Below are 14,288 nucleotides of genomic sequence, written 5' to 3' on the forward strand. Positions count from 1 at the left end.
TCAATACCTACGCTATCGTAACCTACGACGCCGTAGGTTACCTGTGAGTAGCCTTTAGATGTCGAGGGTGCAATCGCCCGAGGCGGCCGACACACAGGTCTGCACCCTCGTTCCGGGCTCGTGTTCCTGGCCCGTTCGGAGGTCACGGACGTGGCCTGCCACCAGCGGGACGACGCACGACTGGCAAATGCCCATCCGGCACCCGTACGGCATCTGCACCCCGGCACCTTCGCCAGCGTCCATCAGCGACGTCGCGGCATCGGCGGTGACCGTCCGCCCGCTCCGGCCAAAGGTGACCGCGCCGCCGGCCCCCGCGGGTGCGGCCTTGCTCACCGCGAAGCGCTCGAGGTGCAGTCGATCGTTGATTCCCGCCGACGACCACACCTGTTCGGCCTGCGTGAGCATGCCCTCTGGCCCGCAGGCCCAGGTCTGGCGTTCGCGCCAATCCGGCACCTCGTCGTCGAGCCGGGCCAGGTCGAGCCGGCCTTGCGCGCGGGTCTCGCGTACCTGCAACCGATAGCCGGCGTGGACGGAGGCCAATGTGGTCAACTCCGCGCCGAACATCATGTCCGCTTCGGTGGGCGCCGAATGCACATGCATGACGTCACCGATTTGGTTGCGGCGCACCAGCGTTCGCAACATCGACATCACCGGAGTGATCCCCGATCCCGCGGTGAGGAACAGAATCGACGGCGGCGCCGGGTCGGGCAGTACGAAGTTGCCCTGGGGGGCGGCCAGCCGCACGATCGTGCCCGGCTCGACACCGTCCACCAGGTGAGTGGACAGGAAGCCCTCCGGCATCGCTTTGACGCTGATGGTCACCGTGCGCTCGGGACCGGAGCCCGACCGTGCGACGGGGCTCGAAGTCAGCGAATAGGACCGCCAGCGCCAGCGTCCGTCGACCAGCAACCCGATCCCGATGTACTGGCCCGGCTCGTAATCGAAGCTGAACCCCCAGCCCGGCTTGATCACCAGGGTCGCGGAGTCTTCGGTCTCGCGGCGAACCCGCACGATGCGGCCCCGCAATTCCCGCGCAGACCACAACGGGTTGGCCAGATGCAGGTAGTCGTCCGGCAACAGCGGCGTGGTGATGCGTGCGGCTATCTTGCGCAGCGCGTGCCAGCCGGGGTGCCGGTCCGCCCCGACGACTGTGGGGCGCTTGGTTTCGGCGAGGTGCGCGGTTATTGATTCGTATTTCTTACCCATTGGAAGCTCCTGCTCATACGCGGCGTTTAGCTTCCGCCCGATTTCGGGACCATTGGCGGCCCCTCCCACTCAAGGCTACGGTACCGTAGGTTACTGCCGCGTATCCAGAGGCCAGGGCCCGGATTGCGTCACATTTGCCGGTACGTCGGCGGGCCGGGGCCGCCTACAGCAGCTCGAGCAGGAAGGGCAGCTCCTGGTTCGCATACCAGGCGAGGTCGTGGTCCTGAGCGTCGCCAACAACCAGGTCGGCGTCCTCGTCGCCCAGGTCAGCGGCATCGATGACCTCGATCGCCTTCGCCACCGCCTCCTCGGCGCCGGCGGTGTCGACGTACGCGGCGATCACCTGATCGATCGCCACCGGTGCGGCGAGCCTGACCACGGCATCGTCCAGGTCGGGACGGAAGGCGACGTCGCCCACCTCGGCGGACACCACCGCGCGTCGCGGCCGCGGCGTGTCGTCTGCCTCTTCGGCCTGGGCCGCCAGTAGCCGCAGCGACGCCAGCGCCGCCTCGCGCAGCGCCACGTCGGCGAGTTCGTCGTCATCGCCCTCGGCATAGGCCTCGCGCAACGTCGGCGTCACCGCGAACGCGGTCCCGTTGACCGGCAGCCACGAGCCATCGGTGACGAGCTGCTGCAACATCGCCAGAGTGGCAGGGATGTAGACCTGCGTCATCCGATCAACGTGGCCGCATAGTCGTCGACGTAGTGCGACAGCTCCCGCGGTGGCCGCTGGTAGTTACCACTGACGATCGGGTGCCGCGGCAGCTTGACTTTCGGCCGCTCGACCTCGTGGTAGTCGATGGAAGACAGCAGATGGGCCATCATGTTGAGCCGCGCGTTCTTCTTGAGGTCGGATTCCACGACAAACCACGGGCTGGTAGTGGTATCGGTGTGCACCATCATCTCGTCCTTGGCGCGCGAATAGTCCTCCCACCGATACACCGATTCCATGTCCATCGGGCTCAGCTTCCATTGCCGCACAGGGTCCTTCAGGCGCGACCTGAATCTGCGGAGCTGTTCGCTGTCGGAGACGGAGAACCAGTATTTGCGCAGCAGGATGCCGTCGTCGATCAGCATCTGCTCGAATATCGGCGTCTGCCGCAAAAACAGCACATACTCTTGCGGCGTACAGAATCCCATCACCTTCTCGACGCCCGCGCGGTTGTACCACGACCGATCGAACAGCACGATCTCTCCCTTGGCGGGCAGATGCTGAATGTAGCGCTGGTAGTACCACTGGCCGCGTTCGCGATCGCTCGGCGCCGGCAACGCGGCGATTTGGGCGACGCGGGGGCTGAGGTATTCGGTGATCCGTTTGATCGCACCGCCCTTGCCTGCGGCGTCGCGGCCCTCGAAGATCACCACCAGGCGGGCACCGGTGGCCCGCACCCACTCCTGCAATTTCACGAATTCCGTTTGCAAACGGAATAATTCGGCTCCATAGACCGCGGCCGAGAGCTTACCTGCGGACGGTTTGGTTTTGCTCTTCTTCGGCTTCGTTGACTCGCCGTTGCTGCTGGGGGTACTCACAACAACGAATGGTATACGTAGGCAGTCTTTTTGACGCGGCGAAAGTTAACGAGAAGCTTCGAGCAGTTCTTCGAGCGATTGGGCCAGCAGCGCGGGCAGCAGATCGACGTCGCTCATCGCATCGCGGTCAGCGTTGATGCCGAAATACAGCATGCCGTTATAGGAGGTCACGCTGATCGCCAGCGCCTGATTGTGCAGCAGCGGTGGTACGGCGTAGGTCTCCAGCAATTTGGTGCCGGCGATGTACATCTGTGACTGAGCGCCCGGCGCGTTGGTGATCAACAGGTTGAACAATCGCGCGGAGAAGCTGGTGGCTACCCGAATTCCCATGGCGTGCAAGGTAGGTGGCGCAAAACCCGACAACGTGACGATGGTCCTGGCGTCGACCAGCCGCGCGGCCGCGGGGATCGATTCGGTGGCGTGCGCGATCTGCGACAGCCGCACGACCGGGTTCGCCTCCCCCACCGGCAGGTCAACCAGGAACGGCGTCACCTGACTGATCATCTGACCGGGACCGGTCGAGTCGTGTTGGCCTTCGGCGTACACCGACAGCGGCGCCATCGCGCGGACCGTGGCACTTTGTGCCACCCCCTCCCCACGCGACATCAGCCAGTTGCTCAACGCGCCGGCCACCACAGCCAGCACCACGTCGTTGATGTCGCATTCATAGCGGGCGCGTACCGCGCGGTAGTCCGCGAGACTGCCGCTGGCGACGGTGAACCGCCGATGCCGCGAGACCCTGGCGTTGAGCGGGCTGCTGGGCGCGGTACCACGCGCCGCGGTGCGCGCGATGTTGAGCACCCGGCGACCCACGTCGAGCAGCTCACCGGCGTTGGTCGCCGCCCCGGCCAGCGCCGAGCCGAGGGCCTGCAGCTGGGTGCCCGGCCCCACCATCCAGTCGGTGAGCGCGCCTAGCAGCAACCGGGTGTTGCCGGGGTCGCGCTCCGGCACCCAGATGTCCTCGGGGAACGGCGGTGGATGCCGCGTCCGGTCGGCGATGACGTGGCCGATCTCCAGCGCGGTCATCCCGTTGATCAGCGCCTGGTGCGATTTGGTGTAGAGGGCGACACGGTTCTTGGCCAGGCCCTCGACCAGGTACATCTCCCACAGCGGCCGAGTCTTGTCCAGCGGCCGTGCGGCCAGCCGGGCAATCAACTCGTGCAGCTGCTCGTCGCTGCCCGGCGACGGCAACGCCGAGCGCCGCACGTGATAGGTGATGTCGAAGTCGCTGTCGTCGATCCAGACCGGCCTTGCGATACCGACCCCGATGCCGCGCACCTTCTGCCGGTAACGCGGTATCTGGGGAAGCCGCTGCTCGACGGTGGCAAGCAATGTCTCGTAGCTCAGGCCGTTGCGAGGACGGCGCAGGATCGACAGCGAGCCGACGTACATCGGGGTGGCGGAGTTCTCCAGACCGTAAAACGCCGCGTCCGATGTGGACAACCGGGTCACCATTGCGGCCCTGGCCTCCTCGTCGATCGTCAGGTCCTCCGCTGTTCTGGACCACCGTAATCGTCGTGACCGGGCGAAGCACTGTGTGGGTAAGCGCGAGCGCGAATTGTGCAATCACGACCGGCAATTCAGAATCAATCGTCTGCCACTCTCCAGCAGTCCGGTTTTCCAGCGAATACCGGTTTTCCCGCGACTACATGGAGAGTGAGCATTGACCGTCAGCCCCGCCGTGAGCCCACCTGGCCGCGATGCATTCGCCGTCGAGCCCGTTGTCGAGTATGAGCCGCCGACCCGGGATGTGCCACGAAACGTCGGCCCGTGCCGACAGGCAGCGCAGGCCATATCGCAACGCCGGAATTCCCGAGCGCCGCGCCGGCCCTACGTCGGACGACGCGTCGACGGACCGACAGCGACGGTGCCGGTGTTGTCCGCACCGATGCGCCAAGCGGCGATCTTCGCCGACGCCGCGTTGCGACGGGTGCTCGAGGTCATCGATCGCCGCCGCCCGGCAAGCCAGCTGCGACCACTGCTGGTAGCCGGCCTGGTCGACGCCGTGCTGTCGGTCAGCGGCTCCCCCACAAGCGCAAGGTGCGTCCAGGCCGCCGCGCACGAAGGCGTCGCGGTGCTGCGCCGGATGCGGTTGCAGCCTGTCGGACACCGCGACCACGAGACGGCGGCCGAAATATTCGGCTGCTACAGCCGCGGGGACCGGATGCACGCCATCGCCTGTCGCGTGGAGAAACTGCACGCAGGCAACGGAGCCCGATGGCAGGTGGTTGCCCTGCACATCGGTTGACCGTGGCTACCGCAGCGATAGTGTTGCCGCATGGACGGAGACACCCTCAGCGTCGAGCGGGTCATCAAGGCGCCGGCGGACCAGATTTTCGCGCTCTTGGCCGATGCGGGCAAACACGCCAGCTTCGACGGTTCGGAGTCGGTCAATCACGCCACCGAGAAGTCGGTCCCACTCGAGAAGGGTTCGACATTCGGGATGGCCATGCGCGGCCGCAAGGAGACGCTGTTCCTCCCCTACCGCACCACCAACACCGTCATCGAGTACGAGCCGGACCATCGCATCGCCTGGCAAACCTACGGGCTGGGCGGTCTGGTCGGTGGCCGCGTCTGGCGTTACGAACTTGCGGCCACCGACGGCGGCACGCTGGTCCGCGAAACCTGGGACGTGTCGCAGGAGAAGAACAAGCGGATGGTCATCAGCGGCTCGATGCCACAGCGGACCGCGGACGGCATGCGGGCCACCCTGGACAGGATCGCCGGGCTGGTCGAAAGTTAGCGCCGTTTAACCGATTTCGGCGGCTTGGCTCCCCGACCCTGCTGGCGTGCGGCCGCGCGGCGCTCGCGGCGGCTGCCACCGGCGGGTACGCCGGCCGGTGTCTTGTCCGCGCCGCCGCCGTTGCGCTGCAACTGCGCCGAGCCGTCCTCGGACGGACCGGAATACGTCAGGGCCGGCGCATCGTTGTCAATGCCCTTGGCACGCAACGTACTTGGCGCCTCTTCGCGCACGGCGGTGGGCGCCTCGCCCTGCTGCGCACCCGCGGCGGCCGCCGCCGTGAACTCGGCCAGCCCTTCGGGCGCCTGCACCGGCGCCACCTGGGGAGTGGGCACCGCCTCCACGCTGACGTTGAACAAGAAGCCGACCGACTCCTCCTTCAGGCCCTCGAGCATGGCCATGAACATGTCGTAGCCCTCGCGCTGGTACTCGACCAACGGATCGCGCTGCGCCATCGCGCGCAGCCCGATGCCCTCCTTGAGGTAGTCCATCTCGTAGAGGTGCTCACGCCATTTGCGGTCGATGACGTTGAGCAGTACATTGCGCTCCAGCTGGCGCATCGCGCCTTCCCCCGCCAGCTCTTCGAGCTGAGCTTCCCTTGCGGCGTAAGCGTTTTCGGCGTCTTTCACCAGCGCTTCGAGCAATTCCTCGCGGGTGAGCTCGTCGCGCTCGGAGTCCGCGTCCTGCCGGGTCAACGACTCGTGGTCGATCCCGACCGGGTACAGCGTCTTGAGCGCCGACCACAACGCGTCCAGATCCCAATCCTCGGCGTAGCCCTCGCTGGTGGCACCGTCGACATAAGCGGTGATGACGTCGGTCAGCATGTCGGTGGCCTGCTTCTGCAGATCCTCGCCCTCGAGGATGCGGCGACGCTCGGCATAGATCACCTTGCGCTGCTGGTTCATCACCTCGTCGTATTTCAGGACGTTCTTACGGACCTCGAAGTTCTGCTGCTCGACCTGGGTCTGGGCGCTCTTGATCGCCCGGGTGACCATCTTGGCCTCGATCGGCACATCGTCGGGCAGGTTCAGCCGGGTCAGCAGCGACTCCAGCGCGGCGCCGTTGAACCGCCGCATCAGCTCGTCGCCCAGCGATAGGTAGAAGCGCGACTCGCCGGGGTCACCCTGCCGGCCGGAACGACCGCGCAGCTGGTTGTCGATGCGTCGCGACTCGTGCCGTTCGGTGCCCAGCACGTAGAGGCCGCCGGCCTCGATCACCTCGGTGGCCTCCGCGCCGGCCTCGTCCTTGACCTTCGGCAATTCCTCGTGCCAGGCCGCTTCGTACTCTTCGGGGGTCTCCACCGGGTCGAGGCCGCGGGCGCGCAGCCGCAGGTCGGTGAGGAAGTCGACGTTGCCGCCCAACACGATGTCGGTCCCGCGGCCGGCCATGTTGGTCGCCACGGTGACGCCGCCGCGCCGACCCGCCTCGGCGATGATCGCCGCCTCTTGCTCGTGGTACTTGGCGTTGAGCACGTTGTGCGGGATGCGGCGCTTGGTGAACTGGCGCGACAGGTACTCCGACCGTTCGACGCTGGTGGTACCGATCAGGACCGGCTGGCCCTTTTCGTAACGTTCGGCGACGTCGTCGACGACCGCGATGTACTTGGCCTCTTCGGTCTTGTAGATGAGGTCGGACTGGTCGGTGCGGATCATGTCCTTGTTGGTGGGGATGCTCACCACACCGAGCTTGTAGATCTCGTGCAGCTCGGCGGCCTCGGTCTGGGCGGTACCGGTCATGCCCGCGAGCTTGTCGTAGAGCCGAAAGTAGTTCTGCAGGGTGATGGTGGCCAGCGTCTGGTTCTCGGCCTTGATCTCGACGTGCTCCTTGGCCTCGATGGCCTGGTGCATGCCCTCGTTGTAGCGGCGGCCGATCAGCACACGGCCGGTGAACTCATCGACGATGAGCACCTCGCCGTCGCGGACGATGTAGTCCTTGTCGCGGTTGAACAGCTCTTTGGCCTTCAGCGCGTTGTTGAGGTAGCTGACCAGCGGCGAGTTGGCGGCCTCGTAGAGGTTGTCGATGCCCAGCTGATCTTCGACGAACTCCACGCCCTTTTCGTGCACGCCGACCGTGCGCTTGCGCAGGTCGACCTCGTAGTGCAGGTCTTTTTCCATCAGCGGTGCGATGCGCGCGAACTCGAGGTACCAGTTGGACGCGCCGTCGGCGGGACCGGAGATGATCAGCGGAGTACGGGCCTCGTCGATCAGGATGGAGTCGACCTCGTCGACGACGGCGAAGTTGTGTCCGCGCTGGACCAGGTCATCGAGCGAGTGGGCCATGTTGTCGCGCAGGTAGTCGAAGCCGAACTCGTTGTTGGTGCCGTAGGTGACGTCGGCGTTGTAGGCGACGCGACGCTGCTCGGGCGTCATCTGCGCGAGGATGACGCCGACCTCCAGGCCGAGGAAGCGGTGCACGCGGCCCATCCACTCGCTGTCACGTTTGGCCAGGTAGTCGTTGACGGTCACGACGTGCACGCCCTTACCCGCCAGCGCGTTGAGGTAGGCGGGCAACACGCAGGTCAGGGTCTTACCCTCACCGGTCTTCATCTCGGCGACGTTGCCCAGGTGCAGGGCGGCGGCACCCATCACCTGGACGTCGAAGGGGCGCTGGTCGAGCACCCGCCAGGCCGCTTCGCGGGCCACGGCGAAGGCCTCGGGCAGCAGATCGTCAAGGTCCTCGCCGTCGTCCAGGCGCTTGCGGAACTCGTCGGTTTTGGCCCGCAGTTCCGCGTCGGTGAGTTTCTCGACGTCGTCGGACAACGTGTTCACATAGTCCGCCACTTTTCTGAGGCGCTTGACCATGCGACCTTCACCAAGGCGCAGCAACTTCGACAGCACAGCTATGTCCCCAATTGGTAGGAGTCTTCTTCTATAAAGCGACTCCCATGGTAGGTGACAACCCCGTGAAGGCCCCCGATCGCCGGGAGTGCGTCAGGAGAGCGTCAGGAGAGCCTGATCAGCCCGTAATCGTAGGCATGCCTTCGATAGACGACGGACGGCCGTTCGGTGTGCTTGTCATAGAACAAAAAGAAGTCATGCCCGACCAGCTCCATCTCGTAGAGCGCGTCGTCCACCGACATCGGTGTCGCCTGGTGTTCCTTGGTCCGCACCACCCGTCCTGGCTCGTGGTCGTTGTCCGCCGAATCCGGGTCGTCGGGCTGATGGGGCTCGACGGTGTCGGCGTTGTTGAACGACTTCTCCGGCGGCGGGGCGATCGCGGTGGCCTCGGCCAGGGAGACCGGGGTCTTTTCGCCGTAATGGACTTTGCGGCGGTCCTTGCCGCGCCGCAGCCGGCTTTCCAGCCTGACCACTGCGGACTCGAGAGCGGCGTAAAAGCTGTCGGCGCAGGCTTCGCCGCGGACTACCGGCCCGCGGCCCCGCGCGGTGATCTCGACGCGCTGACAGGACTTACGTTGGCGACGGTTGCGTTCGTGCTTGAGTTCGACGTCGAACAAGTAGATGGTCCTGTCGAACCGCTCCGCGCGCGCGAGTTTCTGCGACACGTAGATGCGGAAGTGATCCGGAATCTCGACGTTGCGGCCCTTGAAGACGATCTCGGCGGTGGCGGTCGGTTCCTGCGCATCGATTGCGACGGGCGGTTGTTCCAGAATCTGATCGGAATCCACGGTTAGCCTTGACATACGTGACAACTCGTTCCTTTTCTTCACGTCACACGCGCCCTGCGTGCCGGCTTTCTACGAGACGCGCCGACGGGGTTGGAGAACGGTTCGCAAGAGTGGTCGCCGCCGCAGGCAGCCCGCCGGTGCAAGGTGTCGAATTCTCACCTCCTCCGCGTAATGCGTCTCAACCTGGAATCGCGACTGGAGACGTTGAAGGTTGTTCTCGACGTTAGCTCGTGTTCGCCTCGCGGTGCCACCAATTTGGTCGACCCGTTGCGAGTTCTTCACATCCTCTACGCAACTTCATGGCTTTCCCTGAGGTTCGCGACGGCTCAGGCGGCCGCGACGGCCAACACCCCCGCCACCCGCAGACCGGCGGCGCGCAGCATTCGGGCCGACTCGCGTGCCGTCGCCCCGGTCGTGACGATGTCGTCGACGATCACGACGTCGGTATGCGGTCGCTGGCGCCGCAGCACCACCCGGCCCGCGATGTTGTGTTCGCGGGCGGCGCTACCCAGGCCGACCGAGTCGCGGGCCAGCGCTCTCATCCGCAGCGCCTGAACCACGCCGATGTCCGGATGCCCCGCGACGGCGACCGTTGCGATGCGGGTGACGGGGTCGCCGCCGCGTCGCCGCGCTGCGAGCCGTCGGGTGGGCGCGGGCACGATGGTCAGTGGGGTGTCGACCATGCCCCAGCTCAGCAGCCGGTGCATCCCGGTGGCCAGCGCACCCGCCAGCGGCGTGACGAGGTCGCCGCGACCGTGCTCCTTGAGCGCCAGGATCGCCTGACGCCGGGCGCCCGCGTAGCGGCCGAGCGCGAACACCGGCACCCCCGGGTCGATGCGCGGGCTGATCAGGTGCGGCTCGTCGGGCCGCACAACCAGTTCCGTGGCGCAGGCGTCACACCAGCGAGTCGCCGGCGCGCCGCAGCCGCCGCATTCCAGCGGGAGAACCAGATCGAGCACGCTGCCAGTCTCGCGGGCGGGGGTGACAGGAACTGTTGGGCGCTCAGCCCGGCAACACCGGCAGCGCCCCGCCCGTCATCAAGCCCGGCACATCCGACCAGCTCTGCTGGCTTTCCGCCGCACCCGCCGAATACTGCAGCAGCCCTTGCGGAGCGGCGACGTAGACCGTCGACGGGCTGGCCGCAATGGCCGTAAGCGGAATCTGCAGACCGTGGGCCGGCGCATCGGAGTTCACCCCGTCCAGGTTCACGTACGACACCGGATGGGTGGTGTCGTTACGGGTCACCGCGATGTCGTCGCCGGTTCGCCAGTACAACGACACCACCGTGTTGCCCAGCCCGAAACCCAACCGTCGGGGGTAGGTGAGCGCGTACTGCCCGCCCGGAGTCTGTTCCACCCCGGTCAGGATCACCTCGCCACCGATCACCATGGCCGCACGCGTGCCGTCCCGGGACAACTGCAGGTCGGTGATCGGCCCGGGGAAGCGGCCGGACACCGCGCCGGAGTCCACTGGAATGCGGGCGGGTTGGCCGGACGCCGGTTCCTGAATCGCCCGCAGGACGTTGTTGCCGTCGACGACCACCCAGACCACGTCGTCCAGCGACCAGCTGGGACGCGACAAGCTGTGACCGTCGGCGGACTGAACCGCCTCACCCCCGAGATCGCCGATCCAGAGCGACTCGGCCATGTCCGGTGCACCGCGGTGCAACGTCACCACGGATGCGACCTGGCGCCCGCTGCGGGACAGCGCGGCACCGGTCTGATCACCCATCCGCCCAAATGCCCCGGGCACCAACGCCGTTCGCTGCCCGTCCAGGCCGACCAGCGACCCGTTCACCAGGGCATGCAGCCCCGCGCCCGCGCCGTCGGCCACGCCAGGGTCGGTCGCCGCAACGTCGGAGGTGGTCCACCCGTCGGCGAACCTGTCGTCCAGCGGCGCCCCGTCGGCGTTGATCACATACGGACCCCGGATGTCGGATCTGGCCAGCGTCCAAATGATCTGTGCGGCAAGCAATTGCCGGCTATGTGGATCGGTGGTGGACAGTTTCTCCAGATCGATGCGCGCACCGCCATAGCCGCGTCCGATCCCGTTCTTGCCGCCGTCGGCCCGCGTCACCGGGCCGCGCAGCCGCAGCGGCGGAGCGAGCAGGTTACGCACCGTGTGCGCCATCTCAGGCCGCGGCCCGGCCAACATCTTGGACACCAGCTCGGTGGCCAGCTGATCGTGATCGGCGACCGCCACATAACGCGGGTCGGGAACCACCGTCTTACCGGTCGGATCGGCGAAATACAGCGTGTTGCGTTTGTAGGTGGCCTGAAACTGCTGCCAGTCCAAGAAGACTCCGTTGGGCAGCCGATCGATTCGCCAGCCGCCGGACGTCTTGACCAGCTCGATGGGACCCGGATCGGGCAGCACGCCTTCGGCCGTCTCGAACACCCCCACGTCGGAGAGCGAGCCCAGGATATCCGCTCGCATGGTCGCCGAAACACGTTCGGCTGCACGGGTTTCCACGAATACCACATGGTCGATGAGCAGCGAACTACCGGCGTCGTCCCAGGCGTTGGACGCCGACTGCGTGAGGAATTGCCGCGCCGCCAGGTGCCGGTTGGCGGGATCGGCTGTGGCCTTGAGGAATTCGCGCAACAGCACGTCGGGATCCATGCCCGGGGTCGGCTTGGGCAGATTCGACGGGGCGGGGCGGTCGACGGTGCCAATGGCTTGCGGTGCCGATGAGCTGGGCACCCCGGCACAGCCCACCAACAACACCGCCAACGACAGCAGCGCCGCGAGCAGTCTGCGCATCAGCCGCTCCGCTCGGCCGGCTCGCGATTGCGCGGACGTTCTTTGCGTTCCGGCTCAAGCGGTTCCGCGACCGGCTGGGCCGGCTGAGGAACCGGCTTCATGGGCAACGGGCTGGTGGTGACTTTGTGACCGCGGATCAGCGGAAGGGTCAGCCGGAAGCAGGCGCCCTCGCCGGGTTCGCCCCACGCCTCCAGCCGTCCCTGGTGCAGTCGCGCGTCCTCGACGCTGATCGCCAGGCCCAGGCCGGTGCCGCCGGAGCGCCGCACCCGCGACGGGTCCGAGCGCCAGAACCGGCTGAACACGAGCTTTTCCTCGCCGGGCCGCAGCCCAACGCCGTAGTCGCGGACGGTCACCGCGACGGTGTCCTCGTCGGCGCCCATCCGGATCCGGACCGGCTTGTGCTCGGCGTGGTCGATGGCGTTGGCGATCAGGTTGCGCAGGATGCGCTCCACCCGGCGCGGATCAACCTCGGCGATCACTCCCTCGCCGGGCATGTCCACCCGCAGCTCGATGCCGGCGTCTTCGGCCAGGTGACCCACGTTGCTCAGCGCGCTCTGCACCGTCGTGCGCAAATCGACTGCCTCAACCGACAATTCGGCCACACCGGCGTCGTGGCGCGAGATCTCCAGCAGGTCGCTCAGCAGCGACTCGAAGCGGTCCAGCTCGTTGACCATCAGCTCGGTCGAGCGCTGCAGCGCGGGGTCGAGCTCGGAACTGTGGTCGTAGATCAAGTCCGCGGCCATCCGCACGGTGGTCAGCGGCGTGCGAAGTTCGTGGCTGACATCGGAGGTGAACCGGCGCTGCAGGTTACCGAACTCCTCGAGCTGGGTGATCTGGCGCGACAAGCTCTCGGCCATGTCGTTGAACGACACCGCCAGCCGGGCCATGTCGTCCTCGCCGCGCACCGGCATCCGCTCGGACAGGTGGCCCTCGGCGAAGCGTTCGGCGATCCGGGACGCCGACCGCACCGGGACGACAACCTGCCGGGATACCAGCAATGCGATCCCGGCCAGCAGCACGAGCAGCACCGCGCCACCGGTGATCATCGTGCCGCGCACCAGCGTGATGGTGGCCTGCTCGTTCTTCAGCGGGAAGATCAGGTACAGCTCCAGGTTGGCCACCTGCGACGAGGTCGGGGTGCCGACGATGAGCGCCGGACCGGAGAAGCCGTCGGTATGCACGGTGCCGTATTGGTAGGCGGCCTGGCCGGCTTTGACGAAGCCGCGCAAGGCATTTGGCACCTGGTCGACGGGCCCGGCCGTGGTCGCGGCGCGCGGGCCGTCGCCCGGCACCATCAGCGCGGCGTCGAACGCGCCGGCAAGACCGGCACCCGAGGCCGTGTCGGTTTTCGAGGTCAATGTGTTGCGGGCCAGCTGGAGACTGCTGTCCAGCGAGCGCGTTTCCTCACCGTTGACGATCCCCCCGACGGTGGTGCGCGCCCGGTCGATCTGCTCGATGGCCGCCTTGACCTTGACGTCAAGCACGCGATTGGTGACCTGGCTGGTCAGCACGAAGCCGAGCGCCAAGATTACTGCCAAGGACAATCCGAGAGTGAGCGCCACGACGCGCAGTTGGAGCGAGCGGCGCCAGAGAACGCTTAGGGTGCGACTCAGCGCTCCCATGCCCCGTGGCAAGGGGCCCGAGCGCCCCCAGCGACTTCGACTGCGTCGCCGCGGGCTCCAGATCACGGAGGTCCGGCCTTGTATCCCACTCCTCGAACGGTCAAAACCACGGTCGGGTTCTCAGGGTCTTTCTCGACCTTGGCCCGCAGACGCTGGACGTGCACATTCACCAAGCGCGTATCCGCTGGGTGACGGTATCCCCACACCTGTTCGAGCAGCACATCTCGAGTAAACACCTGGCGTGGTTTGCGTGCCAGCGCGACCAGAAGGTCGAACTCCAGCGGTGTCAGGGAGATCTGCTCGCCGTTGCGGGTGACCTTGTGCGCCGGGACGTCGATCTCGACGTCGGCGATGGACAACATCTCGGCGGGCTCGTCGTCATTGCGCCGCAGGCGCGCGCGCACCCGCGCGACCAGCTCCTTCGGCTTGAACGGCTTCATGATGTAGTCGTCGGCGCCCGACTCCAGGCCCAGCACCACGTCAACGGTGTCGGTCTTGGCGGTCAGCATCACGATGGGAACGCCGGAGTCCGACCGCAGCACCCGGCAGACATCGATGCCATTCATGCCGGGCAGCATCAGGTCCAGGAGCACCAAGTCGGGCCGCAGTTCGCGCACCGCGGTCAGGGCCTGCGTGCCGTCACCGATCACCGCGGTGTCGAAGCCCTCCCCACGAAGAACGATGGTCAGCATCTCCGCGAGCGACGCATCGTCGTCCACGACCAAAATTCTTTGCCTCATGAGGACCATGGTGTCACCAGATCGGGACAAAACCGGCGCACCACACGGGCGTTTCTTACTCG

At 66.5% G+C, this 14,288-nt stretch carries 12 protein-coding genes; 2 read left to right on the forward strand and 10 right to left on the reverse strand.

Annotated features, from left to right (window positions below; translation table 11 throughout):
- Positions 1–54: 54 nt before the first annotated feature.
- The 4 genes from MNAB215_RS02615 to MNAB215_RS30000 form a co-directional block, all read right to left on the reverse strand.
- Positions 55–1,206 (reverse strand): ferredoxin reductase, encoded by a 1,152-nt coding sequence (locus MNAB215_RS02615; protein WP_077077326.1) that lies wholly within the window; start codon positions 1,204–1,206, stop codon positions 55–57.
- Between the two features lie 163 nt (positions 1,207–1,369).
- A complete protein-coding gene (locus MNAB215_RS02620) occupies positions 1,370–1,879 on the reverse strand; it encodes a DUF6912 family protein (protein WP_077077327.1) in 510 nt (169 codons plus the stop codon).
- Positions 1,876–2,736, reverse strand: coding sequence for a polyphosphate kinase 2 (ppk2, locus tag MNAB215_RS02625; protein WP_077077328.1), 861 nt, complete (start codon positions 2,734–2,736; stop codon positions 1,876–1,878). Before ppk2 ends, MNAB215_RS02620 begins: the two co-directional genes overlap by 4 nt.
- Before the next feature lie 45 nt (positions 2,737–2,781).
- Positions 2,782–4,191, reverse strand: coding sequence for a WS/DGAT/MGAT family O-acyltransferase (locus tag MNAB215_RS30000; RefSeq protein ID WP_077077329.1), 1,410 nt, complete (start codon positions 4,189–4,191; stop codon positions 2,782–2,784).
- Between the two features lie 208 nt (positions 4,192–4,399).
- Between MNAB215_RS30000 and MNAB215_RS02635 the strand changes: the two genes are divergently transcribed.
- Both MNAB215_RS02635 and MNAB215_RS02640 read left to right on the forward strand, forming a co-directional pair.
- Entirely contained in the window at positions 4,400–4,984 is a 585-nt protein-coding gene (locus tag MNAB215_RS02635) for an Rv3235 family protein (protein ID WP_077077330.1), read from the forward strand.
- 30 nt (positions 4,985–5,014) lie between these two features.
- Positions 5,015–5,479, forward strand: a complete 465-nt coding sequence (locus tag MNAB215_RS02640; RefSeq protein WP_077077331.1) for an SRPBCC family protein — start codon at positions 5,015–5,017, stop codon at positions 5,477–5,479.
- On the opposite strand, the gene secA is transcribed toward MNAB215_RS02640, so the two are convergent.
- The 6 genes from secA to mtrA all read right to left on the reverse strand — a co-directional run bounded on the left by secA (position 5,476) and on the right by mtrA (position 14,235).
- On the reverse strand, positions 5,476–8,313 hold the full coding sequence (gene secA, locus MNAB215_RS02645; RefSeq protein ID WP_077077332.1) for a preprotein translocase subunit SecA: 2,838 nt from the start codon (positions 8,311–8,313) through the stop codon (positions 5,476–5,478). The two genes, MNAB215_RS02640 and secA, sit on opposite strands and share 4 nt — an antisense overlap.
- A gap of 104 nt (positions 8,314–8,417) precedes the next feature.
- Positions 8,418–9,101, reverse strand: a complete 684-nt coding sequence (gene hpf / locus MNAB215_RS02650) for a ribosome hibernation-promoting factor, HPF/YfiA family (protein WP_425436419.1) — start codon at positions 9,099–9,101, stop codon at positions 8,418–8,420.
- 326 nt (positions 9,102–9,427) lie between these two features.
- Positions 9,428–10,060 (reverse strand): ComF family protein, encoded by a 633-nt coding sequence (locus MNAB215_RS02655; protein WP_077077334.1) that lies wholly within the window; start codon positions 10,058–10,060, stop codon positions 9,428–9,430.
- Positions 10,061–10,103: 43 nt separating this feature from the next.
- A complete protein-coding gene (gene lpqB / locus MNAB215_RS02660) occupies positions 10,104–11,864 on the reverse strand; it encodes an MtrAB system accessory lipoprotein LpqB (protein WP_077077335.1) in 1,761 nt (586 codons plus the stop codon).
- Positions 11,864–13,552, reverse strand: a complete 1,689-nt coding sequence (gene mtrB, locus MNAB215_RS02665; RefSeq protein WP_077077336.1) for an MtrAB system histidine kinase MtrB — start codon at positions 13,550–13,552, stop codon at positions 11,864–11,866. The genes lpqB and mtrB overlap by 1 nt, the downstream gene beginning before the upstream one ends.
- Complete coding sequence (gene mtrA, locus MNAB215_RS02670) at positions 13,549–14,235, reverse strand: two-component system response regulator MtrA (RefSeq protein WP_077077337.1); 687 nt, start codon at positions 14,233–14,235, stop codon at positions 13,549–13,551. The genes mtrB and mtrA overlap by 4 nt, the downstream gene beginning before the upstream one ends.
- Positions 14,236–14,288: the final 53 nt, after the last annotated feature.

The organism is Mycobacterium numidiamassiliense, from assembly GCF_900157365.1.
GTDB lineage: Bacteria > Actinomycetota > Actinomycetes > Mycobacteriales > Mycobacteriaceae > Mycobacterium > Mycobacterium numidiamassiliense.

Bases quoted from the DNA above. Each gene is read 5' to 3' on its own strand.
- MNAB215_RS30000 (WP_077077329.1), bottom strand. From the start codon at position 4,191: ATGGTGACCCGGTTGTCCACATCGGACGCGGCGTTTTACGGTCTGGAG.
- MNAB215_RS02620 (WP_077077327.1), bottom strand. From the start codon at position 1,879: ATGACGCAGGTCTACATCCCTGCCACTCTGGCGATGTTGCAGCAGCTC.
- MNAB215_RS02615 (WP_077077326.1), bottom strand. From the start codon at position 1,206: ATGGGTAAGAAATACGAATCAATAACCGCGCACCTCGCCGAAACCAAG.
- mtrA (WP_077077337.1), bottom strand. From the start codon at position 14,235: ATGGTCCTCATGAGGCAAAGAATTTTGGTCGTGGACGACGATGCGTCG.
- lpqB (WP_077077335.1), bottom strand. From the start codon at position 11,864: ATGCGCAGACTGCTCGCGGCGCTGCTGTCGTTGGCGGTGTTGTTGGTG.
- MNAB215_RS02640 (WP_077077331.1), top strand. From the start codon at position 5,015: ATGGACGGAGACACCCTCAGCGTCGAGCGGGTCATCAAGGCGCCGGCG.